Annotated in this window: 24 protein-coding genes and 2 tRNA genes; 17 read left to right on the plus strand and 9 right to left on the minus strand. The window is 66.3% G+C overall.

The features are described from left to right. Window positions 1-37: 37 nt before the first annotated feature. Genes VIL42_11180 through VIL42_11195 form a run of 4 tightly spaced genes read right to left on the minus strand, consistent with a single transcriptional unit; the run spans window position 38 to window position 1,760 of the window. Complete coding sequence (locus tag VIL42_11180; GenBank protein ID HEY8593408.1) at window positions 38-445, minus strand: hypothetical protein; 408 nt, start codon at window positions 443-445, stop codon at window positions 38-40. Then, on the minus strand, window positions 446-802 hold the full coding sequence (locus VIL42_11185; protein HEY8593409.1) for a DUF3618 domain-containing protein: 357 nt from the start codon (window positions 800-802) through the stop codon (window positions 446-448). Further along, window positions 799-1,137, minus strand: a complete 339-nt coding sequence (locus VIL42_11190; GenBank protein HEY8593410.1) for a phage holin family protein — start codon at window positions 1,135-1,137, stop codon at window positions 799-801. The genes VIL42_11185 and VIL42_11190 overlap by 4 nt, the downstream gene beginning before the upstream one ends. Further along, entirely contained in the window at window positions 1,137-1,760 is a 624-nt protein-coding gene (locus tag VIL42_11195; protein ID HEY8593411.1) for a hypothetical protein, read from the minus strand. Before VIL42_11195 ends, VIL42_11190 begins: the two co-directional genes overlap by 1 nt. 141 nt (window positions 1,761-1,901) lie before the next feature. On the opposite strand from VIL42_11195, the gene eno reads away from it, so the two are divergent. From eno to VIL42_11230, 7 genes are all read left to right on the plus strand, one after another. Beyond that, window positions 1,902-3,191 (plus strand): phosphopyruvate hydratase, encoded by a 1,290-nt coding sequence (eno, locus tag VIL42_11200; protein ID HEY8593412.1) that lies wholly within the window; start codon window positions 1,902-1,904, stop codon window positions 3,189-3,191. Between the two features lie 106 nt (window positions 3,192-3,297). Continuing rightward, window positions 3,298-3,582 (plus strand): septum formation initiator family protein, encoded by a 285-nt coding sequence (locus VIL42_11205; GenBank protein HEY8593413.1) that lies wholly within the window; start codon window positions 3,298-3,300, stop codon window positions 3,580-3,582. 54 nt (window positions 3,583-3,636) lie between these two features. Continuing rightward, window positions 3,637-4,704, plus strand: a complete 1,068-nt coding sequence (gene pdhA / locus VIL42_11210) for a pyruvate dehydrogenase (acetyl-transferring) E1 component subunit alpha (protein HEY8593414.1) — start codon at window positions 3,637-3,639, stop codon at window positions 4,702-4,704. Continuing rightward, window positions 4,704-6,110 (plus strand): pyruvate dehydrogenase complex E1 component subunit beta, encoded by a 1,407-nt coding sequence (locus tag VIL42_11215; GenBank protein ID HEY8593415.1) that lies wholly within the window; start codon window positions 4,704-4,706, stop codon window positions 6,108-6,110. The genes pdhA and VIL42_11215 overlap by 1 nt, the downstream gene beginning before the upstream one ends. 73 nt (window positions 6,111-6,183) lie before the next feature. Further along, window positions 6,184-6,759, plus strand: a complete 576-nt coding sequence (locus VIL42_11220; GenBank protein ID HEY8593416.1) for a hypothetical protein — start codon at window positions 6,184-6,186, stop codon at window positions 6,757-6,759. Window positions 6,760-6,829: 70 nt separating this feature from the next. Continuing rightward, window positions 6,830-7,321, plus strand: coding sequence for an EF-hand domain-containing protein (locus VIL42_11225; GenBank protein HEY8593417.1), 492 nt, complete (start codon window positions 6,830-6,832; stop codon window positions 7,319-7,321). Between the two features lie 47 nt (window positions 7,322-7,368). Further along, window positions 7,369-7,782 carry a BLUF domain-containing protein gene (locus VIL42_11230; GenBank protein ID HEY8593418.1) on the plus strand — a complete coding sequence of 138 codons (414 nt, stop codon included), beginning with the start codon at window positions 7,369-7,371 and terminating at the stop codon, window positions 7,780-7,782. 20 nt (window positions 7,783-7,802) lie between these two features. Here VIL42_11230 and VIL42_11235 read toward each other — a convergent pair whose 3' ends face one another. Next, window positions 7,803-8,387, minus strand: coding sequence for an aspartyl/asparaginyl beta-hydroxylase domain-containing protein (locus tag VIL42_11235; GenBank protein HEY8593419.1), 585 nt, complete (start codon window positions 8,385-8,387; stop codon window positions 7,803-7,805). A gap of 150 nt (window positions 8,388-8,537) precedes the next feature. On the opposite strand from VIL42_11235, the gene VIL42_11240 reads away from it, so the two are divergent. Further along, window positions 8,538-9,239 (plus strand): hypothetical protein, encoded by a 702-nt coding sequence (locus VIL42_11240; GenBank protein ID HEY8593420.1) that lies wholly within the window; start codon window positions 8,538-8,540, stop codon window positions 9,237-9,239. On the opposite strand, the gene trmFO is transcribed toward VIL42_11240, so the two are convergent. Continuing rightward, window positions 9,171-10,544 carry a methylenetetrahydrofolate--tRNA-(uracil(54)-C(5))-methyltransferase (FADH(2)-oxidizing) TrmFO gene (gene trmFO / locus VIL42_11245; GenBank protein ID HEY8593421.1) on the minus strand — a complete coding sequence of 458 codons (1,374 nt, stop codon included), beginning with the start codon at window positions 10,542-10,544 and terminating at the stop codon, window positions 9,171-9,173. The genes VIL42_11240 and trmFO overlap by 69 nt on opposite strands. 120 nt (window positions 10,545-10,664) lie before the next feature. Here trmFO and VIL42_11250 point away from each other — a divergent pair, with 120 nt between their 5' ends. Continuing rightward, on the plus strand, window positions 10,665-11,096 hold the full coding sequence (locus tag VIL42_11250) for a DUF488 domain-containing protein (protein HEY8593422.1): 432 nt from the start codon (window positions 10,665-10,667) through the stop codon (window positions 11,094-11,096). A gap of 82 nt (window positions 11,097-11,178) precedes the next feature. Continuing rightward, window positions 11,179-11,769: a DUF4142 domain-containing protein gene (locus tag VIL42_11255; GenBank protein HEY8593423.1), complete on the plus strand. Its 591-nt coding sequence runs from the start codon at window positions 11,179-11,181 to the stop codon at window positions 11,767-11,769. Window positions 11,770-11,838: 69 nt separating this feature from the next. On the opposite strand, the gene VIL42_11260 is transcribed toward VIL42_11255, so the two are convergent. After that, the gene (locus tag VIL42_11260) at window positions 11,839-12,321 is read right to left on the minus strand and encodes a host attachment family protein (GenBank protein HEY8593424.1); all 483 of its coding nucleotides are present in this window, start codon (window positions 12,319-12,321) and stop codon (window positions 11,839-11,841) included. Between the two features lie 99 nt (window positions 12,322-12,420). Beyond that, window positions 12,421-15,189: a DNA gyrase subunit A gene (gyrA, locus tag VIL42_11265; GenBank protein HEY8593425.1), complete on the minus strand. Its 2,769-nt coding sequence runs from the start codon at window positions 15,187-15,189 to the stop codon at window positions 12,421-12,423. 342 nt (window positions 15,190-15,531) lie between these two features. On the opposite strand from gyrA, the gene VIL42_11270 reads away from it, so the two are divergent. The 7 genes from VIL42_11270 to VIL42_11300 all read left to right on the plus strand — a co-directional run bounded on the left by VIL42_11270 (window position 15,532) and on the right by VIL42_11300 (window position 24,988). After that, the gene (locus VIL42_11270; protein HEY8593426.1) at window positions 15,532-17,031 is read left to right on the plus strand and encodes a histidine kinase dimerization/phospho-acceptor domain-containing protein; all 1,500 of its coding nucleotides are present in this window, start codon (window positions 15,532-15,534) and stop codon (window positions 17,029-17,031) included. A 44-nt stretch (window positions 17,032-17,075) separates the two neighbouring features. Then, window positions 17,076-17,147 (plus strand) — tRNA-Ile (locus tag VIL42_11275). Between the two features lie 47 nt (window positions 17,148-17,194). Continuing rightward, window positions 17,195-17,271, plus strand: a tRNA-Pro gene (locus VIL42_11280). A gap of 100 nt (window positions 17,272-17,371) precedes the next feature. Then, window positions 17,372-18,403 carry a LacI family DNA-binding transcriptional regulator gene (locus tag VIL42_11285; protein ID HEY8593427.1) on the plus strand — a complete coding sequence of 344 codons (1,032 nt, stop codon included), beginning with the start codon at window positions 17,372-17,374 and terminating at the stop codon, window positions 18,401-18,403. Between the two features lie 225 nt (window positions 18,404-18,628). After that, on the plus strand, window positions 18,629-21,289 hold the full coding sequence (locus VIL42_11290; protein ID HEY8593428.1) for a TonB-dependent receptor: 2,661 nt from the start codon (window positions 18,629-18,631) through the stop codon (window positions 21,287-21,289). A 140-nt stretch (window positions 21,290-21,429) separates the two neighbouring features. Further along, window positions 21,430-22,425 (plus strand): glucokinase, encoded by a 996-nt coding sequence (locus VIL42_11295; protein HEY8593429.1) that lies wholly within the window; start codon window positions 21,430-21,432, stop codon window positions 22,423-22,425. A gap of 25 nt (window positions 22,426-22,450) precedes the next feature. Beyond that, complete coding sequence (locus VIL42_11300) at window positions 22,451-24,988, plus strand: exo 1,3/1,4-beta-D-glucan glucohydrolase (GenBank protein HEY8593430.1); 2,538 nt, start codon at window positions 22,451-22,453, stop codon at window positions 24,986-24,988. Window positions 24,989-25,040: 52 nt separating this feature from the next. On the opposite strand, the gene VIL42_11305 is transcribed toward VIL42_11300, so the two are convergent. Further along, the gene (locus VIL42_11305) at window positions 25,041-25,466 is read right to left on the minus strand and encodes a globin family protein (protein HEY8593431.1); all 426 of its coding nucleotides are present in this window, start codon (window positions 25,464-25,466) and stop codon (window positions 25,041-25,043) included. Window positions 25,467-25,575: the final 109 nt, after the last annotated feature.

Genomic DNA, 25,575 nt, shown 5'->3' on the forward strand with positions numbered 1-25,575 from the left:
CGGGTCTCGCTAGCCGATTTGCCGCCGGGCGTCAGCCTTAAGCGCGCTTTTGTTCGTCGGCGTTGCGCGCGGCGTCGAGCGCTGCGGTCGCCGAGGCCTTGGCGGCTTCGGTGACGTCGCGCAGCAGGTTGCGGATCGTTTCTTCCGCTTTCTCGCGCGTGAAGCCGATTTCCTCGAGGCGCTGGGTGCCGGTGTCGCGCGCCGCGCCGATGGCTGCCTGGGCGCCAGCCTTGGCCCGGCGGGCGCCGGGGCGGATCGCGCGGGTTTCGGCGTCGGTGCGGGGAAGCAGCGCCGCGATCAGCGCGCCGGCCGCGAGGCCGCCGGCAAGGGCGATCAGCGGTGCCTGGCTGAGCGTATCGGCGGCGCTGTCGCGGGCGCCTTCATAAGCTTCGATCGCGCGCTGGCGGGTGCCGGGGGTGGCGGTGCTGTTGCTGTCTTCGGTCATTCAAACAGTCTCCGTCTTCTTGTCCTCAGGCGCGGCCTTGCGCGCCTTCGACTTGGTTTTCGCAGGCTTGTCCTTGCCGCTGCCGACGAGCTTGCCGGCGAGGTTGATCAGCGGTTCGCGCGCGAGGAACATGGTGATCGCAGCCACCACGCCGGTGGCCGTCAGCGGCCGCGCCTTGACGGCGTCGACCGCATCTTCGGCGAGATCGGCGCCTTTCTCCTTCGCGCCCTGCCAGGTGTTCCTGGCGAGGGTGCTGGGAGCCAGGCGGCCCTGCAGCTCGTGCGCGACGGCCATCAGCCGCGCCCGGCGGCGCTCCACCTCGATCCGCGCGGCGGTGATTTCCGGCGTATCGGTCATAAGGTCCGCTTCAGCCGCTCGACGCCCCACCAAACCAGGCCGCCGGCGATCGCCGCAAGGATCAGCATCCCCGCGACTCCCGCGGCGAGCGGGCCGATGAACCGTGCAAGCGCCAGGACGAGGCCGACAGCGAGCGCATTGAGCGCCGCCATGCCGATGAAGAGCGCGACCCCGAACAGCGCCGTCGGCAGCGCAAGCGCCTTCGCCTTGGCCGCGGCGATGGTCTTTGCGAGACCAGCCTCGGCCCGGGCATAGGCTTTCCCTTCCTCGACGAGCTCATGAACGAGCTCGCCGATCGGGCGCTCCGACGGCGTCGGCTCCGCCGGTTTGCGCATCAGGCGCGGTCGCCCTCGCCATCGCGGTCGCCGTCGTCTTCGTCATTGCCGCTGACGCCCGAGATGCCGCTCTTGACGAGCCGGGCGACGACGAAGCCCACCACGGCGGCGCCGGCGAGCGCGATGCCCGGGCTGTTGCGCACGAAGTTGCGGGTGTCGTCCATCAGCTCGTCCGGGTTCTTCTCGGCAAGGCTGTTGGCGACGTTCTCGATGGCGCCTGCAGCACGGCGGGCATAGTCGCCATATTCGGCGCCGAGGCGCTCCTCGATGCCGGCGGCGGTGTCGCCGACCATGCGCGAGACGTTGGCGAGCGCTTCGGACGAGCGCTCGAGGCCCTGACCGACAAGGCCGCGGGCCTTTTCGCCGGCCTGGCTGGTCAGCTGTTCACGGCCGCTGCGAAGACGCTCGGTGATCGTGCCCGAGCTGCCGGTGCTGGTGCCGCTGCTGCCGGTGCTGGTGCTGCCGGTGCTGGTGGCGGTGCCGCTTTCGGACGCGCTGCCGAGCATGCTGTCCTCGGAAGCCGCAGCCATGCCGGTCGGATCCGCACCGCCGCTGGTGTTCGCGGCGCCTTCGATAATGGTGTCGGTGCCCTCGGGCAGGTCGTCAGTGCGTTGGTCAGCCATTCAAGTCCTCCTTTTCGCCCTCTCAACCCGGCGCGCGGGCGCGCGTTCCGGGGATAAGAAGCGAAAGTTGCACGCTCCGGCGCGCGGCCTATAGCCGCTCGCATAACCCCATATTGTTACGCCTCCGCAAGAAGGGAAGACATGACTGCCATTATCGACGTCCACGCTCGCCAGATCCTCGACAGCCGCGGCAACCCGACGGTCGAAGTCGACGTCACGCTTGAAGACGGAAGCATGGGCCGTGCGGCCGTGCCGTCGGGCGCGTCGACCGGCGCGCATGAGGCCGTCGAGCTTCGCGACGGCGACAAGAGCCGGTGGGGCGGCAAGGGCGTCGGCAAGGCCGTCGAGGCCGTGAACGGCGAGATCGCCGAAGCGATCATCGGCCTGGAAGCCGAGGACCAGGCCGGCATCGACGCGGAGATGATCGCGCTCGACGGCAGCGACAACAAGGGCCGGCTGGGCGCCAATGCGATCCTCGGCGTCAGCCTCGCCACGGCCAAGGCTGCTGCCGACGCGATCGGCCTGCCGCTCTACCGCTATGTCGGGGGCGTCGATGCGGCGACCCTGCCGGTGCCGATGATGAACATCCTGAACGGCGGCGCGCATGCCGACAATCCGATCGATTTCCAGGAGTTCATGGTGATGCCGGTCGGTGCGCCGAGCTTCGCCGAAGCGCTGCGTTGCGGTTCCGAGATCTTTCACGCGCTGAAAAGTGCGCTCCACCAGCAAGGCTGGTCGACGGGCGTCGGCGACGAGGGCGGCTTCGCACCCGATATCGCATCAACGCGCGAAGCCCTGGATTTCATTATCCAAGCGATTGAGAGCGCCGGTTATTCCGCAGGCAAGAATGTCCTGATCGCGCTCGACCCGGCAGCGACCGAATTCTTCAAGGACGGCACTTACGTGCTCTCCGGTGAGGACAAGGTGCTTAGCCCGGAGCAGATGGTCGATTACCTGGCTGGGCTGATTGCCGATTATCCGATCGCCTCCATCGAGGATGGGCTTGCCGAGGATGATATGGCCGGCTGGAAGTTGGCGACCGAGCGGCTCGGCAGCAAAGTGCAATTGGTTGGCGACGACCTCTTCGTGACCAACGTCAGGCGTCTCGAGCAGGGGATCAATGACGGCCTCGCCAACTCCATCCTCATCAAGGTCAACCAGATCGGGACGTTGAGCGAGACGATTGCAGCCGTCAGAATGGCGCAGCGGAACAGCTACACGGCGGTCATGTCGCACCGGTCGGGGGAGACCGAGGATTCGACAATCGCCGACCTCGCGGTCGCGCTCGGCTGCGGGCAGATCAAGACCGGCAGCCTTGCGCGTTCGGACCGCACCGCGAAGTACAACCAGCTGCTGCGCATCGAGGAAGAGCTGGGCGACGGCGCGCACTATCCGGGTGCGGCTGCGATCCGGGCGTATCGCTCAAACTGATCCACAACTTATCCCCGGATTGTCCACCAAATCATTCTTTTTGCTTGCAACTGTGACTCACTCGTGATTCTTTGACGTCATGCGGGGTGGGAACCGGATTTTCGGGATGATCAGGCGTTCGGCGATGCCGGCGCTGGCGTTGATCGTCGTCGGCACCTTTGCCGGTCACGCGGTTGCCGGGCCGAACGGCATCCTCGCCTGGGGCGGCTATCACCGGGCGCTCAAGGAGCGGCAGGCTGAGCTTGCGCAGCTCGAGGCGCAGAAGGCGCAGCTGAAGCATCGCTCGCAGCTGCTCGACCCGCGCAAGGCCGACCCGGACATGGCCGACGAGCTGGTGCGCAAGGACCTCGGCCTAGTGCGCGCCGACGAGGTGATCGTCCCCCTCAACTAAGCTGGCTGGTTGCCGCATGCCGCACCGCCACTTATAGGCGGGCGCGCTTCAGTCATGAGAGAGATTGCCGTGGCGCGTTCCGCGAAGAAAAGTGCCGTTCCGCAAGCGTCCGAGACCCGCAACGAGGAGCGGCCGCCGCAGCCGCAGCGCTACGAAGCGTTGAAGGACGAGCTGCTCGCTCTCTACCGCGAGATGCTGCTGATCCGCCGCTTCGAGGAGCGGGCGGGGCAGCTCTACGGCCTCGGCCTCATCGGCGGCTTCTGCCACCTCTACATCGGCCAGGAAGCGGTCGCGGTCGGGCTGCAGAGCGCGATGACGGTGGGCAAGGACAGCGTCATCACCGGCTATCGCGACCACGGGCACATGCTGGCGTACGGCATCGACCCCAAGGTCATCATGGCCGAGCTGACCGGCCGCGAAGCCGGCATTTCCAAGGGCAAGGGTGGCTCGATGCATATGTTCAGCGTCGAGCATGGCTTTTACGGCGGCCACGGCATCGTCGGCGCGCAGGTGCCGCTGGGCACCGGCCTCGCCTTCAAGCACAAATATAGCGAGGATGGCGGCGTGTGCCTCGCTTATATGGGCGACGGCGCGGTCAACCAGGGCCAGGTCTACGAGGCCTTCAACATGGCCAAGCTGTGGGACCTGCCGGTCATCTTCGCGATCGAGAACAACCAATATGCGATGGGCACGAGCATCAAGCGCTCGTCCGCCGAGCCGGAGCTGTTCCGCCGCGGCCAGGCGCACCGCATCCCCGGCCTACAGGTCGACGGCATGGACGTGCTCGCGGTGCGCGGCGCGGCGGAAGTGGCGCTCGAATGGACGCGGAGCGGCAAGGGCCCGATCATCATCGAGTTCCTGACCTATCGCTATCGCGGCCATTCGATGTCCGACCCGGCCAAATACCGGACGCGCGAGGAAGTGCAGGACATGCGCGAGCACCGCGACCCGATCACTCATGCCGAGCGCGAGCTCATCGCCCTCGGTGTCAAGGAAGAAGAGCTCAAGGCAATCGACAAGGAAATCAAGGACGTGGTCGTGGGTGCTGCGAAGTTCGCTGAAGAAGCGCCGGAGCCGGGGCCCAGCGAACTTCATACCGACGTGCTGGTGGAGAGCTATTGATGGCGACCGAGCTGAAGATGCCGGCGCTGTCGCCGACCATGGAGGAAGGCACGCTCGCCAAGTGGCTCGTCAAAGAGGGCGACGAGGTGAAGTCGGGTGACATCCTGGCGGAGATCGAAACCGACAAGGCGACCATGGAATTCGAGGCCGTCGACGAGGGCACGATCTCGAAGATCCTGGTTCCGGAAGGCACGGACGGGGTGAAGGTCGGCCAGGCGATCGCGCTGATCGCGGGCGACGGCGAAGCGGGTGGCGATGCTGCCCCTGCTCCTGCGGCGCAGGAAGCCGCGGCGCCGACGCCGTCCGACCAGAAAACCGAAGCGAGCCCGATCGAAAGCGCCGGCGAGCAGAAGAAGCCGGACACGGGCACGACGCAGTTGACCTCGAACCCCGCCAGCGACCCGGAAGTGCCCGAAGGCACCGCGGTGGTCAGCACCACGGTGCGCGAGGCGCTTCGCGACGCCATGGCCGAAGAGATGCGCGCCGATAGCCGTGTCTTCGTGATGGGCGAGGAAGTCGCCGAGTACCAGGGCGCCTATAAGGTCACGCAGGGGCTGCTCGACGAGTTCGGGCCCAAGCGCGTCGTCGACACGCCGATCACCGAATATGGCTTTGCCGGCATCGGCGCGGGCGCGGCGATGGGCGGGCTCCGGCCGATCGTCGAGTTCATGACCTTCAACTTCGCAATGCAGGCGATCGACCACATCATCAATTCGGCGGCCAAGACCAATTATATGTCGGGCGGCCAGATGCGCTGCCCGATCGTCTTCCGCGGGCCCAATGGCGCGGCGTCGCGGGTGGCCGCGCAGCATAGCCAGAATTACGGACCCTGGTATGCAAGCGTGCCCGGCCTGGTGGTGATCGCGCCCTATAGCGCGGCCGACGCCAAGGGGTTGATGAAGGCGGCGATCCGCAGCGAGGACCCCGTCGTCTTCCTCGAGAATGAGTTGCTCTACGGCCAGCATTTCGACGTGCCGCAGATGGACGATTATGTCCTTCCGATCGGCAAGGCGCGGGTCGTTCGCGCGGGCAAGGACGTGACGATCGTCAGCTACTCGATTGGCGTCGGCGTGGCGCTGGAAGCAGCGCAGGAATTGGCCGGCCAGGGGATCGAGGCGGAGGTGATCGACCTTCGCACGCTTCGCCCGCTCGACAAGGCGACGGTGCTGGAAAGCCTCAAGAAGACAAACCGCATGGTGGTGGTCGAGGAAGGCTGGCCGACCTGCTCGATCGCCAGCGAGATCATCGCGATCGCGATGACCGAAGGCTTCGACGATCTCGACGCGCCGGTGCTTCGCGTGACGGACGCCGACGTGCCGCTGCCTTATGCCGCGAACCTCGAGAAGATGGCGCTGATCAAGGCGGCGGACGTGGTCGAGGCCGTCAAGCAGGTCACCTATCGCTGAGCGTCGCCTAGACGCCGACCGCCAGATCGCGCTTGATGCGCTGCCTGCCGCCATTGGCCCGGCGATCGGCGCATTGTGGGATCTCGATCTCGCCTTTGCCGACGTCATCTCCAGCAGCAGCGACCCGCGGCTGGGCGCCATAAGACTAGCCTGGTGGCGCGAGCAGCTTCAGCAGCTCGACGATCCCGAAGCCCCGCCGCCGGCCGAGCCGCGGCTGCAGGCCGCTGCGCGCGAGTTGGTGAGCCGCGGCATCAGCGGGCAGTCCCTGTCGTTCCTCGAAGATGCGTGGGAGCCGCTGCTCGAGCCATTTCCCTGGGACAGCCTGAGGGCAGGGGCTTTCCGGTTACGCGGGCGGCTGCTGTTCGGCTTTGCGGCGCGCCTGATGGGGGCCGACGAGAAAGACGCAGACCATGCCGGCGCGCTCTGGTCACTGCACGACGGCGCCACGCACTGCAGCGATAGCCCGTCGCGCGCCATGCTGGAGGCGGCGGCGCGCGAGCAGCTGCCTTATCTGCCGAACAAGGTGGAGCGCAGGTTCCGCCCGATCAGCGTGCTTGCGGCGCTCGCCGCCCATGACCTTCTAAAGGGCCCGCGCGGGCGGGGCAAAGCGGCGCTTGCGCATCGGCTGTTCGGCACCTTTCCGCGCTAGTTGACAGGAACAGCTCCGAAACGGATGGATGCGGCCGTGCCGAATCTCCTTGAGTTGAAGGAGATTCCCAATGTTTCGCTTCCTCGCAGGCGCCGCGTCCTGCTTCCTGCTGCTGACCGGCGCCTTCCTGTTCTGGCAGTCACGTGCCGAAAAAGCGCCCGGCCTGCCGCCGGCGCCGGCGCCGCGCGCCTACACGGCGTCGCTCGTCAGCGGCCAGGAAGTGCTCGAAGCGCCGGAGGCGACGCCCAAGAGCCGCGAGCAGAAGCGTTTCAGCCGCGCCGACAAGAACAAGAACGGGCGGATCGAAGCCGAAGAGCTGCTCGCCGCGCGGCGCAAGGCGTTCGCCAAGCTGGACGTGAACGGCAACGGCACCTTGTCGTTCGACGAATGGGCGGTGAAGACGATCACCAAGTTCAAGGGCGCCGATCGCGACCGCAGCGGCTGGCTGACGCCTGCGGAATATGCGACGACCGCGCCCAAACCCACCAAGCGGAAGAGCTGCAGCTGCGCGCCGACCTTCGCCTCGCGATCGGCTCCGGCTGCCGAGACCAGCGACGATTGAGACCCGCCTCTCTTGCCTAACATAAATTAGGATGTACGAGCGAGGCTGTGCTTAAGTCTTTGACATATACCAGCCTTGCCCGGCTCGACCTCGATACCGCCGACATTGAGGCGATCCACCGTACCGCCCGCGACCTCAATGCCCTGGACGCCATCACCGGGCTGCTGATCTTCAACGGAACGCACTTCCTGCAGATCGTCGAGGGCACGGCGCCGCGCCTCGACAGCCTGCTTGCGCGGTTCCGCGCCGACCCGCGCCACAGCGGCCTGGAGATCAGGGAAGAGCGGCGGATCGACCAGCGCAGCTTCCCCGGCTGGTCGATGGAGCTGGTACGTGTGAGCGCGAGCTATTTCGAAGCGCGCGAGACGGTGGCGGAGCGGATCCCGGTGGCGACGTCGAGCGACGTGCGCGACCGGATCATCAGGATGACGGAGGCGATCTCCGGAACCGTGGCGCTTTAAGCGGCGGCGACGAGCATCGACTAAGCGTAGACGGTCCCCGCGGGATCATCGATCCGTTCACCGGGGACGACATAGTCGGCGATGAGGTGGACGCGCCCTTGCTCGCTCAAGTTGCGAACTTCGTGCGGCTGCCGGTTGTTGATTTCCCAGATTTCCCCCGCCGCGAAGTGATGCTTGCGATCGCCGACATAGAATTCGACGAGGGGGTTGGTGGTGACCGCCAGATGGTGCCGGTGGGAGCGCGCCAGCGACTCTCCGCCGTCGCGGTGGCGCGGAATGGCGCCGCCGGGAACGAGGCGGGTGAGAATGATCCGGACGAAATAGCCCGGCTTGTCGCTGACCGGCGGATAGTCGCCGCGGATGAGATCGAGGGCAGGGCGGAGCGCCGGCTCAAGCGCGGCAAGGCGCGGCCACTCCGTGGGATCCGTGTGGCGGGAGTCCTCGTCGAAGAGGAGCGGGATCGTCTCGGTGGCGGAATGAACCTTAAACTGCTGCTGCCGCTTCTGGTACTCGCCCCAGGCGTCCTCGCCGAGCGCGTCGATGGCATCGGCGAGCGGCTTGGGGTCAACGGCGCCTAGCCGGCGGCACAGGCCATCGAAGTGCATAAAGTCGACTCTTTGCTGATGGGCGGCAAGCGCCTCAAAAGGATGCGCTTTCGCACGGCATCTTACCGGGCGCGCAAGCGCTGCGCAACGCGCCGGTCAGAGCGCCGGTCCGAATGGACGGTGGTTCAAGCGGATGCTAGCCGCGCCGCCATGATCGTCACCGACCGAATGGTGTTCCTGCACCTGCAAAAGAGCGGCGGGACCTTCCTCAACAAGATGCTCGAACATTGCGTTCCGGCCGCTCGGCGGATCGGATATCACCTCCCGTATCGCGAGGTTCCTGACGAGGGGCGGCACTTGCCGGTGGTCGGGACAGTCCGCAGCCCGTGGGCCTTTTACGTCTCCTGGTTTCATTTCCAGCTTGGCTTGCCAAAGCCCAATCCGCTGTTCGTGATCGTGTCCGACGCAGGCGTGCTGAATTTCGATGCGACAATTCGAAACCTCGTCGCCCTGGGATCCGACGAGCAGCGGCTGGCGCGGCTCGAGGCTGCGCTTCCGGAGCAATATCAACGCGGCGGCATCAATCTGATCAAGGCCGACATAGCCGACCTGCGGCGCTGGGACGGTGGCTTCTACAGCTTCCTTTATGACCGGCTCTATTCCGGAGCAGCCGACCCGGTGATCGTCCTCACCGAGCAGTTACGAAGCGACATCAAGCCAGTGCTCGAGCGGCTTGGCCATTTGCCCGACGCCTGCATCAGCAGCTTCCTTGCCGACGCGCCGCCCTTCAACGTTTCGAAGCACGGTGCCCCGGCCGCTTATTACGACCAGGCCCTTGCGGAGCTAGTTGGACAGCGCGACCGGATCGTTGTCGAGCGGCACGGCTACACCTTCGGTGCCGATCTCTCCTGAGCCCAGCCAACGGGCCAGCGCCGCCCGGGCGCGGTCCGTGTAGGCTTTCTTGCGGTCGGCCTTGCGGAAGCGCTGGGGTAGCGGCGGCATCAGGCCGAAGTTGACGTTCATCGGCTGGAAGGTCTCGACGTCGGCGCCACCGGTGATGTGGCCAAGGAGAGCGCCCAAGGCGGTTTCGACCGGCGGCGGCGCTAGCGTTTGGCCAGCCAGTTCCGCCGCGGCGAAGCGGGCGGCAAGGATGCCGATGGCGGCGCTTTCGACATAGCCTTCGCAGCCGGTAATCTGGCCAGCGAAGCGGATCCAAGGTTTCGACTTCAGGCGAAGTTCGCCGTCCAGCAGCTTGGGCGAGTTGATGAAGCTGTTGCGGTGAATGCCGCCGAGGCGCGCGAACTCGGCATTTTCAAGACCCGGAATGGTGCGGAAGATGCGCACCTGCTCGCCATGCTTCAGCTTGGTCTGGAAGCCGACCATGTTCCACAAGGTGCCGAGCGCATTGTCTTGGCGCAGCTGGACGCAGGCATAGGGCCAGCGTCCGGTTTTCGGATTGTCGAGGCCGACGCCCTTCATCGGCCCGTAGCGCAAGGTTTCGCGTCCGCGCTCGGCCATGACTTCGATCGGCATGCAGCCTTCGAAGTAGGGCGTGTCCTTCTCCCAATCCTTGAACTCGGTTTTCTCGCCGGCATTCAGCGCGGCGACGAAATCCTCATATTGCGCCTTGTCGAGCGGGCAGTTGATGTAGTCCTTCCCGCCCTTGTCCCAGCGCGCCGCCATCCAGGCGACGTCCATGTCGATGCTGTCGCGGTGGACGATCGGCGCAATGGCGTCGAAGAAGGCGAGGGCGTCCTGGCCGGTTTCCGCGGCGATACTCTCGGCGAGCCTGGAGCCGGTGAGCGGGCCGGTGGCGATGATCGTCGGGTGATCGGGCAAGGCGTCGATCCGTTCGCGGACGACGGTGATATTGGGGTGCCGCTCGATGGTGCGGGTGACTTCGGAAGCGAAGGCCTCGCGGTCGACCGCGAGCGCTGAGCCGGCAGGCACCCGATGCTTGTCGCCGGCGCTCATGATCAGGGAGCCGAGCGCGCGCATTTCCTGATGGAGCAAGCCGACCGCGTTGTTTTCCGGATCGTCCGAGCGGAAGCTGTTGGAGCAGACCATTTCGGCGAGGCGGTCGCTTTCGTGTGCCGGCGTCATGTCGCCGCCGCCGCGCATCTCGCTGAGGCGCACGCGGTAGCCGGCCTCGGCAAGCTGCCAGGCGGCTTCGGAGCCGGCGAGGCCGCCGCCGATGATGTGGATGTCGAACGACATGAGGGCGCCCATAGCCGCCTCAGTCTGATCCGTCATGCCGGGCTTGACCCGGCATCCGCCTTTTCCCCAATCGCGGGAGGAAAGCAGACCCCGGATCAAGTCCGGGGTGACGAGGCAAGAATGCGCATCTTCACCATCGGGTATGAGGGAACGACGGTCGCCGAGTTCCTCGCGGCGCTCACCGCGGCGAAGGTCGAGCGGGTGATCGACGTGCGGGCGCTGCCGCTTTCGCGCAGGCCCGGCTTTTCGAAGAGCGCGCTGCGCGGTGCGCTCAAGGAGGCTGGGATCGAATATGCGCACCTCAAGGCGCTGGGCACGCCGGCCGACGGGCGGGCGGCGGCGCGGGCGGGGCGGCATGCCGACTTGGAGCGGATCTATGCCGGGCAACTGGAGCTGCCGGAGGCGATTGCGCAGGGTGCGCAGATGATCGAGCTCGTGAAGGAGCGGCCCAGCGCCTTGCTGTGCTACGAGCGCGAGCCGGCGCATTGCCACCGCATGCTGTTGATCAATGCGGTCGCGCCTGACGCCGAGGTCGTGCACCTCTACACATGACTACGGTAGATCAGCTGTAGGAACTGCCGCCCGTTCAGGCGGTTACCCTTGCGCAACAATCGCGAAAACAAGGGAGATCGAGATGAAGAAATTTGCCATGCTGGTTGGCGGGGCGCTCGCGCTTGCTGCCTGTTCGACGACACCGCAGACCGCCGCGCCAGTCGACCTTACGAACCCGATGATGGCGCCGGGCTATCTCGCGATGGCGGCGAGCAGCGACATGTTCGAGATGCAATCGGCGCAGCTGGCGCACCAGATGACGCAGAATCCGGCGATCCATAGTTTCGCGTCGATGCTGCAGACGGATCATACCCAATCGACGCAGATGCTGATGGCGACGGCCCAGGCCGCGCGGATCACACCGCCTGCGCCGACGCTGATGCCGCAGCACCAGGCGCTGCTCGACCAGCTGCGCGCCGCGGGTACAGGCTATGCGTTCGACCAGGCGTTCAAGGACGTTCAGGTCCAGGCGCACCAGCAGGCGCTCGGCCTTCACCAGGGCTATGCGACGGGCGGCGACGTGCCGGCGCTGCGCACGACCGCGGGACAGATCGTGCCCGTGATCCAGAAGCACCTGAACATGGCGCAGTCGATGAGCGTGATGGCGCCGCCGCCGCCGCCCGCTCCGCAGATGACCCCGCCATCGACTCGCGGCGCCGGTGAACGCGGCTAAGGTTTAAGCCCCGACGAGAAAGGGCCCGGCTCATCACCGGGCCCTTTTTTGTTGGGGTTGCAGGGCAGCTCAGACGGTCGGCAGTTCGGCGGCCTGGGTCGCATTCTCGATCAAGGCTTCGATGTCGGGCACGGGACGGCCGCTCATCTCCTTGTTGATCGTGCAGATCACGCGCTTTTCGACTTCCTTGTGGAGCTCCTTGCGAAGCACGCCGAGCGCCTTGGGCGGGGCGACGATCGCTAGCGCCTCGAAATCGTTGCGAAGAACCCTCTTCTTGAGCTCTTCGGCCGCTTCCTTGATCCAGCGGTCTTCCTCCTGCTGGTGGAAGTCGGTTTCGCTATAGGCGGGCCGGTGGACGTCGGCGCCGCCCGACGCGCCGGCGGCCGCAGCGGTGCCGGGCGCATCGGTCCTCAGCTCGCGGTCCTTATAGTCTTCCCGTTCGTCATGCGCCTCGGTGCGCAGATCGATCTGCTGCGCGTCCCCTTCGTTGCGGAAGAACAGCATCTTGCGACCGTCGGCGACCAGCACGAGCGCATTGTGGGGAAGGGGCATCGATTTCTCCTTTTCTGGTTCGAACAAGAGAACGCCGATGCCCGCGCCCGGTTGCCGATAAACCGGTCCAGCCATGCCCCCGGCATGGCCGGCTGCGGTTTATTCCTCGGGTTCCGGGTCCACCGTCTGCTCGAGCTCGCTTTCGCCAACGACGGCGTCTTCGGTTGGCGCGATATCTTCCCCGCCTTCCAGCTCGATCTCTTCTTCCTCGCTCTCGTCGATCCTGGCGACGCTGACGACCTGCTCGCCATCGGCGACCTTGAAGATGGTGACGCCCATGGTGTTGCGCCCGGCGATGCGGATGTCGCCGACCGTGGTGCGGATCATCTTGCCCTGGTCGGTGACGAGCATCAGCGCTTCGCCCTGCCGCACCGGGAAGGACGCGACGACGCAGCCGTTCCGGGCCGAAGTGTCGATGTTGGTGATCCCCTGCCCGCCGCGGTTGGTGCGGCGATATTCATAGGCCGAGGAGCGCTTGCCATAGCCGTTCTCGGTGATGGTGAGGATGAACTGCTCCTTGTCCGCCATCTCCGCCATCCGCTCGGCGCTGAGCGACGGTTCGCCTTCCTTTTCGCCCTTCCACGGAGCGAAGCGGAGATAGGCTTCGCGCTCCTCCTGCGTCGTGCCGGCGCGGTGGAGGATCGACATGGAGATCACCTGGTCGCCCGGCTGCAAGCGGATGCCGCGGACGCCGGTCGAGGTGCGCGACTGGAATTCGCGGACGTCCGTCGCCTTGAAGCGGATCGCCTTGCCGTGGCGGGTGGCGATCAGCACGTCGTCCCCTTCCGTCAGCAGTTCGACGCCGATCAGGCGGTCGCTGGTGTCGCCCTGATCCTCGCTGTCGTCGCCGCCGTTCTCGCTCTCGTCGGCAGCGCCGACGCCGAACTTCATCGCGATTTTGCCGTTCGACGGGATGTTGGTGAATGACGCCATCGAGTTGCGGCGGACCGTGCCCTGTGCCGTCGCGAACATGATGTGGAGGTCGTTCCACTCATTTTCGTCCTGAGGCAGCGGCAGCACCGTCGCGATGGTCTCGCCCTCGCGCAGGGGCAGGAGGTTCACCATCGGCCGGCCCTTGGTGTTCGGGCCGCCCTCGGGCAGCTTCCAGACCTTCATCCGGTAGACGCGGCCAAGGTTGGAGAAGAACAGCACCGGGTTATGGGTCGAGGTCACGAACAGGTTGGTGACCGCGTCCTCGTCCTTGGTGGCCATGCCGGCGCGGCCCTTGCCGCCCCGCTTCTGCTCGCGGAAGATCGAGAGCGGGGTACGCTTGATGTAGCCGGCCATGGTCACGGTCACGACCATGTCCTCGCGCTCGATCAGGTCTTCGTCGTCGATGCCGTCCCAGGCGGCGGCGAGTTCGGTGACGCGCGGCGTTGCGAATTCGGCTTCGACCGCGTCGAACTCTTCGCGCATGACCTCGTAGAGGCGGGCGCGGTTGGCGAGGATTTCGAGAAGCTCGCCGATGCTGGTGGCGAGGCCTTCGAGCTCATTACCGATCTCGTCGCGGCCGAGGGCGGTCAGGCGATGCAGGCGGAGGTCGAGGATCGCCTTCACCTGCGCTTCGGACAGGCGGTACGTACTTTGGCCCGACTGCGGTTCGACCGCTTCGACGAGCGCGATGTAGGAGCGGATTTCCTCCATCGGCCATTCGCGCGAAAGCAGTTTCTCGCGGGCTTCGGCCGGCGAGGCCGAGCCGCGGATCATCCGTACGACTTCGTCGAGGTTGGTGACCGCGACCACGAGGCCGAGCAGGATGTGGGCGCGCTCGCGAGCCTTCAGAAGCTCGAACTTCGAGCGGCGGGTGATCACTTCCTCGCGGAACTTGACGAAAGCGTCGATGAAGTCGCGCAGCGTCAGCGTTTCCGGACGGCCGCCGCGGATCGCCAGCATGTTGGCCGGGAAGCTGCTCTGCGCCGGGGTGTGGCGCCACAGCTGGTTGAGCACGACGTCGGGGGTGGCGTCACGCTTGAGGTCGATGACGATGCGGACGCCTTCGCGGTTGGACTCGTCGCGGATGTCGCTGACGCCCTCGATGCGCTTGTCCTTGGCCGCTTCGGCGATCTTCTCGACAAGGCCGTTCTTGCCGACCTGGAAGGGGATCTCGGTCAGCACGATCGAGCGTCGGTCGCCGCGCCCTTCCTCGACATGGTGGCGCGAGCGCAGCATGATCGAGCCGCGGCCGCTCGTGTAGGCGCTGTTGATGCCGGCCTTGCCGAGGATCAGGCCGCCGGTCGGGAAGTCCGGCCCCTTCACATGCTCCATCAGCTCTTCGGAGGTGACGGCGGGGTTTTCGATATAAGCGCGGCAGGCGGCGAGCACTTCGCCGAGATTGTGCGGCGGGATGTTGGTCGCCATGCCGACCGCGATACCGCCGGCGCCGTTGACGAGCAGGTTCGGGAAGCGCGCAGGGAGGACCTGCGGCTCGCGCTCCGACGCGTCATAGTTGGGCGTGAAATCGACCGTGTCCTTGTCGATGTCGCCAAGCAGGAAGTTGGCGACCTTGGCGAGCCGCGCTTCGGTGTAGCGCATGGCCGCCGGGGGATCGGGGTCCATCGAGCCGAAATTGCCCTGGCCGTCGATCAGCGGCACCCGCATTGACCAGTCCTGAGTCATGCGGGCAAGGGCATCGTAGATCGCGCTGTCGCCGTGCGGGTGATATTTACCCATGACGTCACCGACGATGCGGCTCGACTTGCGGTAGGGCCGCCCGGCGACATAGCCCGCTTCCTGGCAGGCGTAGAGGATGCGGCGGTGGACCGGCTTCAACCCGTCGCGGACGTCCGGCAGCGCGCGGCTGACGATGACGCTCATCGCATAGTCGAGGTAGCTGGTCTTCATCTCCTCGACGATGGAGATGGGAGCGATGTCGCGGTCGCCGCCGGAAGGCGGATTGCTGTCGGAAGGAAGGTCGTCGACGGGCGGTTGCGTGGCCAAGAAATGGTCCTGTCTTTTGGGTGCGCGAATGGGAAGGCGGCATGTGCCGCGCCCCCCGCTTCCTACCTAGGGCATGGGACCGCCTAGCGCCACCCCGCGCGCGTGCGCACGCGAGGGCATCTGTGGAAAACGGCTAAAGTTCCGCGGAAGCTGGTCGGTTCGGCCGCGCCGCGGGCGCTGTGCCGTTTCGGGATGGTTAACGAATTCTTACTTAAGCTGGATTGAACAGGTGCGTAGAGACGGCGAACTTGCCTGAAGAGGATATGAGTTCGCGTGCGCTTCGACGACCGCCTGATGACGGTTCTGAACCAGCCCGGCGACGACGCCCGGGACCTGGCTGTGCGCTGGCGCCAGCTAGTCGACCTCGTCGCGCGCGCCGGGGGGCAGGCGGGCACTCCCGCCGTCGGTGAAGCGCTGGAGACGATCAGGGCGGATGCGCCGCGCGTCGACGAGCCTCTGCGGGCCGCCGCGGCCCGCGCCGTAGCCGCGCTTCCGCTGCCGCTCGGCCTGCTGGAAGTCTTCGCGTCCGACCGCTTATCGGTTTCGGCGCCGGTGCTTGCCGCCGCGACCCTCGATGCCGAGCAATGGTCGGCCCTGCTCGAGGTCGCGGACGAGGAGACGCGGCAGTTCATCCTGGCGCTCCATCCCGAAGTCCGGCCGCATGCCGCGCCAGCCGAGGAGCCGTCCACATCCCCCGCCGAAGAGCCGGAGTCGCTTGCGCCATCGCTTCACGACGTCGTCGAGCGGATCGAACGGCGGCGGCGGACCCGCGCGGCGATGCGCGCGGCTGCCGCACCTGCAGGAGACGCAGAGCCGGGCCTGTTCCGCTGGGAATGCGGGCCGACGGGTGAGATCGCTTGGGTCGAAGGCGCGCCGCGCGGGGCCCTCGTGGGGCGGTCGATCGCCAAGGCGCAGACAGGGGCAGGGGACCGGATCGACGCCGATGTCGTGCGGGCATTCGCGCTTCGCGCGCCGTTCCGTGACGCGGCGCTGACCTTCAGCGGCGAAGGGGCGCTGGCCGGCGAGTGGAAGATCAGCGGCGTGCCTGCCTTCGAGCCGAGCGACGGCCGGTTCGCGGGGTATCGCGGCATCGCGCTGCGTGATCAGGAGCCGGATGTCGGGGGAGGTGCCGACCCCAAGTCGGACGCGGATTCGGTCCGCGAGCTGGTCCACGAGATCAAGACGCCGCTGAACGCGATCATGGGGTTCGCGGAGATCATCGAGGGCCAGTATCTCGGCCCTGCGGAGCAGGCCTATCGCGAACGCGCGCAGGAGATCGTGCGCCAGGCGCGGCTGCTGCTGATGGCGATCGACGATTTGGATTTCGCCGCGCGGGTGCAATCGGCTGCGGCGGGCACGCAGTCGCGCACCGAGCTCGGTGAGCTGCTCGAGCGGCTGACGCCTGCGCTTCGCGAGACTGCAAGCGAGCAGGGGGTGGAGATCGATGCCTCGCCGCCGACGCGTGAAGCGCTCGCCGCCGCCGAGCCGGAGCTTGCCGACCGGCTGATCTTCCGCCTGTGCAGCGCGGTGCTCGAACAGGCGAGCGCCGGCGAGCGGCTCCGCCTGGCGGTCGAGCAGGCCGGCGATCGCTGGCGGGTTTCGATCGGGCGGCCCCGGCGGCTGGCGGGAACATCGCAAGAGCAGCTGTTCGGTCCGGCCGAGCCGTTCGGCTTCGCCTTTCCGCTGCGGCTCGTGCGCGGGCTTGCCCGAAGCGTCGGCGCGGATGTCATTGCTGCCCCGGCTGCGCTGGCGGTGAGCTTTCCGCGCGCCTGACTTGGCGCGCGGCGCGCCGGCGTCTATCGACCAGGCGCCGGGCAGGGCCTGTAGCTCAACGGTAGAGCCGGCCGCTCATAACGGCTAGGTTGCAGGTTCGAATCCTGCCGGGCCCACCGGTATTCGGCGAGGATTTGCGAAGCACCGCTTCGCCTGAGATCGTCGGGGAGTAGCGCAGTCTGGTAGCGCATCTGCTTTGGGAGCAGAGGGTCGCAGGTTCGAATCCTGTCTCCCCGACCATTTTTTCGAACGACTAGGCCGTAATCCGGCGCCACCTCGACGCCTGCGATGGTTCGAGCTAGGTTCGACACCGTTGTCGGAAGGGAAAGGCCGGGGGGCTATGCGGAGCGGGGAAGGCAGGCGGGTGACGATCCGCGAGGTTTCCGCCGCCGCGGGCGTGTCGATCAAGACAGTGTCGCGGGTGTTGAACCGCGAACCGCACGTCAAGGACAAGACGCGAAAGAAGGTCGAGGCGGCCGTCGAGCGCCTGAACTTCCGGCCGAGCAGCGTCGCAAGAACGCTGGCGGGCCATCGCTCCTTCCAGGTCGCGCTGCTCTACGACAATCCGAGTCCTTATTATATCAACGAGGTGCAGACAGGAGCGCTCGAGCGCTGCGCCGAGGAAGGGTTCAGGCTGATGTTCCAGCCTTGCGATTCTTCGAGCCCGACGCTCGTCGATACCGTCCTCGACTTCATCGAGGAAACGCATGTCGACGGGCTCATCCTGACGCCGCCGGTCGGCGACAATTTTCCACTCCTCGATGAACTGCAGCGCCGCAATGTGAGGTTCGTCCGGGTGGCGCCGGGGGACGACCGGCCGATCGCACCGGCGGCCGCGATGGACGACGTCGCGGCGGCGCGCGAAATGACCGAGTTCCTTCTTTCCTTAGGGCACCGGCGGGTGGGGTTCATCGTCGGCCATCCGGCGCACGCGGCGAGCGGACAGAGGCTTGCCGGCTACCGGTCGGCCTTTGCCGCCAACGGCATGCGCGTCGATCCGTCGCTCATCCAGCCCGGGCATTTCGACTTCGAGTCGGGGAAGGCGGCAACGGCCAAGCTGCTCGACCTGCGCAACCCGCCAACTGCGATCTTTGCCAGCAACGACGACATGGCTGCGGGAGCACTCGCGGTCGCCCATGAGCGCGGGATTTCGGTCCCGGACGAGCTGGCGATCGCCGGTTTCGACGACACCAACCTCGCCAATGCGGTCTGGCCGCCGTTGACGACTGTGCACCAGCCGATGCGCGCGCTGGCCCGTGAAGCTGCGGACCTCCTGCTTGCAAAGTCCGGTTCGGCCGAGCGCCGGATCTTGCGTCACGAGATCGTCGTTCGCGGCACCACCGGCGTGTCGATCAAGCAGCTTGACAGATGATCCATTTGCCGAGAACCTAGACAGCGTTGTCATTACGCGCAGGGGGTTTGCAGGGAAGCAGTGGCTAAAGCGGCGGCGCGTGCGGTGCCGTTTACACCCTGAAAGCTTCATCTTTTATCGACCACCTCGGGTTCGGCGGATGCTTAGCCGGAGTGTCTTAAATCGGATTTTTTTCCTCGCCGCTGACACCGATGTCAGACGCGAGCTAAGAGGGGAGCATCGCACATGAGAAAGGGTTCAACCGCCGCGCTGTCGTTTTCGGCGCTGATGCTGGCGAGCGCGGCAATGTCGCCTGCCTATGCGCAGTCGGTCGAGAAGAAAGACCAGCAGCCCGCAGCCGAGACTGCTGAAAACCCCGATGCGATCATCGTCACCGCGAACCGGCGCGAGGAGCGCCTTCAGGATGTGGCGGGCGTCGTCCAGGCACTGACCGCGGACGAACTCCGCCGCCTCGGGATCGGCAACGACATCCGCAACCTTCAAGCGGCGGTCCCGGGACTGAACATTGCGAACCAGGAAGGCAATATCGAGATCTTCATCCGCGGCGTCGGCTCGGCGAACAATACGGAGCTTGGCGACCCGGCGGCGGCGCCGCACATCAACGGCGTTTACATCCCGCGTCCGCGCGGCCTTGGCCTCCAATTCTACGACCTCGACCGTGTGGAGGTGAACAAGGGCCCGCAAGGGACGCTCTACGGTCGCAACGCGCTCGCCGGCACGCTGAACATCGTCACCAAGGAACCGGTGCTCGGTGAACTCGGCGGCTTCGTCCAGGGGCAGATCGGCACGCGACACAGCTATGGCGGGGAAGCGGCCCTCAACGTGCCGATCGGCAGCACGAGCGCTCTTCGCTTCGCCGGCTATTTCGACAAGCAGGGATCGTCGTTCAAGAATGCCGGGATCGACAAGACGCTGAAGCCCGCGGGCATTCAGGACAATGTCGCCGGCCGCGTTTCGTTCAAGAGCAACATCAACGAGCGCCTGTCGATCTTCCTGATGGGCGATTACGGCCAGGAAAGCGGAACCGGCTATCCGGGCGCGAACATCTATTCGGCCGTACGTGCGACCGGTGACCGCGCTGAGGACCTGCCGATGCGCGACGTCGTCTATCGCGGGTGGCAAGGCGACCTCGATAATGTGATCTGGGGCGTGCAGGGCCGCGTCAGCTACGACTTCGGGCCGTTCACCGCTCAATATCTCGGCAGCTACCGCAAGGTCGACTTCGAGCAGACGAACTCGGGCCAGGACGGCATCGCGTGGGAGGGCCGCGACGTCAGCGAGGACGGCGTCCAATACGACAATTACTCGACGCAATTCTGGCAGACTCGCTCCAAGGCGCAGACCCATGAAATCCGCCTAGTCGGCGACACCGCCCAGCGGCTGCGCTGGACGGTCGGTGCGTTCATGTTCGACGAGAAGCAGCAGGTCGGTTTCCTCAGCCTCGTTGACCGTGGTTACTGCTGCTATTCGGGCACCGAGTTCACGATGCCTGACGTGCGCGGCAAGTCGAAGGCGGCTTATGCGGACGGAACGTTCGACATCACCAAGCAGACCCGGCTGACTGCCGGGCTTCGCTACACGGACGAGAAGAAGTCGCGCTACGGGATCGGCGGCAACTGGGCGCTGGTGCTTGGCGGCGAAGATTTCGCCTGCTGCTTTGCCACGCGGCTCGGCACGCCGGGCTTCCGCCCCTCGCTGCTCGACCGTCCGAATTTCAATGTCGGCGCGCTCGACACGCCGCAGGAGCTCGCGAACTTTCTCATCGAAGGTATCGCCAGCATCGGCTCGCGCGACACATTGGTCGACCAGATCGGGTCGATTGCGGCGGGCACCAATCCGCTCGGCACCTGTTTCGTGCGCAGCGACATCGACAACGGCTTCGTCCGCTGCCCGGCCAACAATCCGAACAACACCAATGGCGGGTTCAGCTACGCGAACCTGACCATCCCGGGTCAGCAGGTCGGCAGCAGCAAGTTCAATTATTGGGACTGGCGGCTTGTCGGCGAGCACGACCTGACGCCCAACAACATGCTCTATGCGAAGGTCTCGACCGGTCACAAATCGGGCGGCTTCAACGACAGCTTCGACGCCGATTTGATCCCGGAAACCTTCAAGCCTGAAAAGCTGGTGGTTTACGAGGTCGGCTCGAAGAACAGCTTCAGCTTCCGCGGCCGCCGCGCAATCGGCAATGTCAGCGCCTTCTACTACGACTATAGCGATCAGGTCTTCCAGGACCTGACGACAATCGCGGTGGATCCGCAGACCGGCAATGCGACCGGCTTCTCGCTGGTCAACCGCAACGTCGGCAAGTCGCGCCTGTGGGGCATCGAAGGCGAGGCGATCCTGCCGCTTTCGGCGATGACCCGGCTGCACCTCAACGCCGTCTATCTGGATACGGAGATCACGAAGGGCCAGGTCGCCGACGCGCGCGCCCAGGACTTCAGCATCGGCGGGTTCGCACCGCTGATCGATCTGAAGGGGAGCCGCCTGCCGCTCGCGTCCAAGTGGAACCTCACCGGGCGGTTGCAGCATACGGTCAAGCTGCAGCGCGGGAGCGTCGATGGCCAGGTGCTCGCCAGCTATCGTTCGTCCTTCTACCTGACGCAATACAACGAACTGCCGGTCGTGTTCGCCACGCCGGATGGAACGGTGACGCGCGTCGAGACGGCGCTGGAAGCGGGCTTCCCGGACCGACAGGAAGGCTTCGTCACGGTCAACCTCGGCGTCGGCTACACGTCGGAGGACGGCCGCTGGCGCGTTGAAGGCTATGCCACCAACCTGTTCGACGTCGATGCGTCGCAAAAGGCGCTGGTCGGATCGGGCATCAACGTGCGCTTCCTCAACGAAGCGCGCTCCTTCGGCGTCCGCGTGCGGAGCTCGTTCTAGGGCGCCAGGGGGGGAGTCGCGGCGACCAGGCCGCGACTCCTCCCCGCCATCGAGCTCATCGATCCGCCGCTGCCGGGAAGGAACCTGATGCTTCCTATTCGCGCCTTCGAAGCGCCTTGCGATGCTCCGCGCCATGTAGGATGCGGTGCGCGCCGCAACGGCCGCCCATGACCGATATCGTCGTCGCCGACGTCGGCGGCACCAACGCCCGTTTCGCGATTGCGACCCTTGATGGGCCTGAACCGCGATTGAGCGAAATCCGCCGCTACGACACGGCCGATCACAGCAGCCTCGCGTCCGCCTGGCGGAGCTTTGCGTCCGACCTCGGCCGCAGCCTTCCGCGAGCGGCCTCGATCGCGGTCGCCGGCGGTCTCGGCGGCGACGTCGTGAAGCTTGCCAATTGTCCGTGGATCGTTCGCCCAAGCACGCTTGCGGATGAGCTCGGGCTGGACCGGCTAACGCTCGTCAACGATTTCGGCGCGATGGCTCATGCCGTCGACGCCTTGGCGGACGATTCTCTCGAATGGATCGCGGGTCCGCGTTCCGGCCGGCCTGCGGAGGGGGTCATCAGCGTCATCGGCCCGGGGACCGGCCTCGGCGTCGCCATGGTGCTGCGGCGCGCCGGGCATCACCACGTGATCGAGACCGAGGGCGGTCATATCGATTTCGCTCCGCTCGATACGCTCGAGGAGCAGATCCTTGCCCGGCTTCGCAGCCGCCACTTGCGGGTGTCGGTGGAGCGGATCGTTTCCGGGCCGGGGCTGGCCAACATCTATGAAGCCATTGCCAGCATCGAAGGGACGCCGGCGCGGATCCGCGACGATGCGAGCCTTTGGGCAGCGGCGACCGACGGGTCCGACCCGCTCGCTTCGGCGGCGCTCGACCGGCTGTGCATGAGCTTCGGCTCCGTCGCGGGCGATCTTGCCCTGGCGCAGGGAGCGAGCGCGGTGGTGATCACCAGCCAGCTTGCGCGCCGGGTGGTCGATCGCTTGCGCGGCGGCGCCTTCGTCGAGCGCTTCCTCGCCAAGGGCCGCTACCGCAGCCGGATGGAAGCGATGCCGGTCCTGCTCTGCCGTCACCCCGAGCCGGGGCTGTACGGCGCCGCGGCTGCATTTCAGAAAGAGCATATGAGCTGATGGTCGGCTCACGGGAGGCTTGTTGATGGCTTATCGCGCATTGGTGCTGACGATCTTGCTGGCGTCTTCCGCCTGCACCGCGCCGCAACAGATGGCGGAGCAGCCCATCGCCGCCGCTGCGCCTCGTGCGCCGGGCGAGTGGCCGAGAGCGGCAAGCGCGGTCCCCAGGGACCCGGCGCAGGAGGGCCGCATCGACGCGCTTCTCGCGCGGATGACGATCGAGGACAAAGTCGCGCAGATTATTCAGCCGGATATCGCCAGCATCACGCCGGCGGACGTCCGCAAGTACAAGTTCGGCTCCGTCCTCAACGGCGGCAATTCGTCACCCGGCGGCAACGAGACCGGCCCGGCCTCCGAATGGTTGAAGCTTGCGGACCAGTTCTGGGCGGCGTCGATGGACGGCCCGGAAAGCGCGCTGAAGATCCCCGTGATGTGGGGATCCGATGCCGTCCACGGGCACAGCAACATCGTCGGCGCGACGCTGTTTCCCCACAATATCGGCCTCGGGGCGACCCGCAATCGCGAGCTCATCCGCAAGATCGGCGAGATCACGGCGCTGGAGATGGTCGTGACCGGGCTCGACTGGGATTTCTCGCCGACCCTTGCGGTGGTCAGGGACGACCGCTGGGGACGGACGTACGAGGGTTTCTCCGAAGATCCGCAGATCGTCGCCAGCTTCGCCGGAGCGATGGTCGAAGGTTTGCAGGGGAAGGCCGGCACGCCGGGGTTCCTTGGGCCTGGCAAGGTAATCGCGACGGCCAAGCATTTCGTCGGCGACGGCGGAACGCTCGGCGGGAAGGACCAGGGCGACAATCCGTCGACGGCCGAGCAGCTAATCACCATTCACGGCGCCGGCTACCCGCCCGCGATCGAAGCCGGCGTCCAGGCGGTGATGGCGTCCTTCTCCAGCGTTCGCGGCGAGAAGGTCCATGGCGACGCCGATTTGCTTACCGGCGCGCTCAAGCAGCAGATGGGGTTCGACGGGCTGCTCGTCGGCGACTGGAACGCCCACGGGCAAGTCCCCGGCTGCTCGAATACATCCTGCCCGCAGTCGGTCAACGCCGGGCTCGACATGTTCATGGCGCCGGACAGCTGGAAGGGCCTCTACGACAGCACGCTCGCACAAGCGCGCTCCGGCGAAATCCCGGCTGAGCGCCTGAACGACGCGGTGCGGCGCATCCTCAGGGTCAAGATGCGCGCCGGACTGTTCGAGAAGGGACCGCCGTCGTCCCGCCCGTTCGCCGGCAGGTTCGAGCTTCTCGGCGCTCCGGCGCACCGGGCAGTCGCGCGGCAAGCCGTGCGGGAGTCGCTCGTGCTCCTGAAGAACCAAGGCAAAATCCTGCCGCTCCGTGCCGACGCTCGGATCCTGGTCGCAGGAGACGGCGCCGACAATATTGCCAAGCAGGCGGGCGGCTGGACGCTCACCTGGCAGGGGACGGGCGTCACCAACAAGGACTTCCCCAACGCCACCTCCATCTATGGCGGGATCAAGGAAGCGGTGAATGCGGCGGGCGGCACCGCGGTGTTGAGCGCCGACGGCAGCTATACCGCCAGGCCCGACGTCGCGATCGTCGTCTTCGGCGAGGACCCTTATGCCGAGTTCGTCGGCGACCGGCCGACGCTCGAATATAGCCCTGCGGACAAGAAGGATTTGAAGCTGCTGCAGCGGCTCAAGGCGGCGGGGATACCAACGGTTGCCGTGTTCCTGTCCGGGCGGCCGATGTGGGTGAACCCCGAACTCAATGCGTCGGACGCCTTCGTCGCGGCCTTTCTGCCGGGCTCCGAAGGCGGCGGCGTCGCCGACGTGCTCTTCCGCGCAAAGGACGGCGCCGTCCGCCACGACTTCAAAGGCAAGCTTTCCTACTCCTGGCCGAAACGCGCCGACCAGACGCCGCTCAACAAGGGCGACGCCGACTACGATCCGCTCTTCGCTTATGGTTACGGGCTGACCTATGCCGACGCTGGCGACCTTCCCCGGCTGTCGGAGGAGAGGCCGGTCGGCGTCGCCGCTGCAAGCGACGGAATCATCTTCGGGTCGGGCAAGCTTCCGGCCGGGTGGAGCCTTGGGCTGCGCGAAGAAGGCGGCGTGGTCGTGCCCGTCGACGGCAATTCCGGCGCAACCGGAAGCGGACGGCTTCGCGTCGCCGGCGTCGACCGGCGCGCGCAGGAGGATGCGCGGCGCTTCACCTGGGACGGGAGCGGCGGAGCGGCCGCGGTCATTTCTGCAGCGCAGCCGCTCGACATTTCGCGTGAAGCGAACGGCGAACTCAGCCTCGTCGTGGATTATCGTGTCGATGCGCGGCCTGCGGGGAACGTCACCCTCGGGCTCGAGTGCGGGCCGGGCTGCACGGCCTCTGTCCCGGTCGCGGGCACATTGCGGGCGGCCAAGATCGGCGAGTGGCGGACGCTTGCCGTTCCGCTGCGCTGCTTCGCCACCACAAGCGTCGACATGCGGCGCGTCAGTGCGCCGGTGGTGATTAGCAGCAGCGGCGCCCTTACCCTGTCGATTTCCGACGTGAGGATCGCCAGCGCGAACGTGCCGCAAAGTCAGTGCCAGCAGTAAAGGCCGAGGGGAAGCGGCCGCAGCGCGGCAAGCTGCTGGCGCTGCTGCGCCTCTAGGCGGCGATGTCTGGCAGCGTCTTCGCGGTGTCGATCATCCGGTTGCTGAGGATGCCGTAAGCTGTCTCCCAGGCTTCACGGGTTTCGCCCGTGAAGCTTTTGCCGAGCGCGAGTGCGAGCGTGTCGATCAAGGCTCGGCCAACGACCGGATAATGCTGATCCTTGACGCCATAGCCGTTGTGGCGGCGGGCCAGGTCGTCGATCGAGGGCAGCAGCGAGGCGAGGTTGGTGAGATTGCGGACGACGACGGCAAGCACCTGCATCAGCTTGGTGCCCTGATCGCTAAGGTCGCCCTTGAACATCGAGCGGGTTTCCGGCGCCAGCTCGAACAGGCGCGCGTAGAAGAGCGTGGCGGCCTGCTCGCGGTTCGGAACGACGAGGGCAAAGCTGTCCTGAACCAATTCGATCTGGCGAGGGGTCATCACTCAGGTCTCCTGTCTACATGCAGGAGAAATCGCCGGTGCCGGTCAGAACCTCATGTTGAGGTCGGCAGAGAATTGTTTCAAATGTTTCAGCCGGCACAAGGGGAGG

The organism is Sphingomicrobium sp. (assembly GCA_036563485.1).
GTDB lineage: Bacteria > Pseudomonadota > Alphaproteobacteria > Sphingomonadales > Sphingomonadaceae > Sphingomicrobium.

Coding starts and splice junctions, on each gene's coding strand:
- VIL42_11180 (HEY8593408.1), bottom strand. CDS start 445: ATGACCGAAGACAGCAACAGCACCGCCACCCCCGGCACCCGCCAGCGC.
- VIL42_11185 (HEY8593409.1), bottom strand. CDS start 802: ATGACCGATACGCCGGAAATCACCGCCGCGCGGATCGAGGTGGAGCGC.
- VIL42_11190 (HEY8593410.1), bottom strand. CDS start 1,137: ATGCGCAAACCGGCGGAGCCGACGCCGTCGGAGCGCCCGATCGGCGAG.
- VIL42_11195 (HEY8593411.1), bottom strand. CDS start 1,760: ATGGCTGACCAACGCACTGACGACCTGCCCGAGGGCACCGACACCATT.
- eno (HEY8593412.1), top strand. CDS start 1,902: ATGACTGCCATTATCGACGTCCACGCTCGCCAGATCCTCGACAGCCGC.
- VIL42_11205 (HEY8593413.1), top strand. CDS start 3,298: ATGATCAGGCGTTCGGCGATGCCGGCGCTGGCGTTGATCGTCGTCGGC.
- pdhA (HEY8593414.1), top strand. CDS start 3,637: ATGAGAGAGATTGCCGTGGCGCGTTCCGCGAAGAAAAGTGCCGTTCCG.
- VIL42_11215 (HEY8593415.1), top strand. CDS start 4,704: ATGGCGACCGAGCTGAAGATGCCGGCGCTGTCGCCGACCATGGAGGAA.
- VIL42_11225 (HEY8593417.1), top strand. CDS start 6,830: ATGTTTCGCTTCCTCGCAGGCGCCGCGTCCTGCTTCCTGCTGCTGACC.
- VIL42_11235 (HEY8593419.1), bottom strand. CDS start 8,387: ATGCACTTCGATGGCCTGTGCCGCCGGCTAGGCGCCGTTGACCCCAAG.
- VIL42_11240 (HEY8593420.1), top strand. CDS start 8,538: ATGATCGTCACCGACCGAATGGTGTTCCTGCACCTGCAAAAGAGCGGC.
- trmFO (HEY8593421.1), bottom strand. CDS start 10,544: ATGTCGTTCGACATCCACATCATCGGCGGCGGCCTCGCCGGCTCCGAA.
- VIL42_11250 (HEY8593422.1), top strand. CDS start 10,665: ATGCGCATCTTCACCATCGGGTATGAGGGAACGACGGTCGCCGAGTTC.
- VIL42_11255 (HEY8593423.1), top strand. CDS start 11,179: ATGAAGAAATTTGCCATGCTGGTTGGCGGGGCGCTCGCGCTTGCTGCC.
- VIL42_11260 (HEY8593424.1), bottom strand. CDS start 12,321: ATGCCCCTTCCCCACAATGCGCTCGTGCTGGTCGCCGACGGTCGCAAG.
- VIL42_11285 (HEY8593427.1), top strand. CDS start 17,372: ATGCGGAGCGGGGAAGGCAGGCGGGTGACGATCCGCGAGGTTTCCGCC.
- VIL42_11290 (HEY8593428.1), top strand. CDS start 18,629: ATGAGAAAGGGTTCAACCGCCGCGCTGTCGTTTTCGGCGCTGATGCTG.
- VIL42_11295 (HEY8593429.1), top strand. CDS start 21,430: ATGCGGTGCGCGCCGCAACGGCCGCCCATGACCGATATCGTCGTCGCC.
- VIL42_11300 (HEY8593430.1), top strand. CDS start 22,451: ATGGCTTATCGCGCATTGGTGCTGACGATCTTGCTGGCGTCTTCCGCC.
- VIL42_11305 (HEY8593431.1), bottom strand. CDS start 25,466: ATGACCCCTCGCCAGATCGAATTGGTTCAGGACAGCTTTGCCCTCGTC.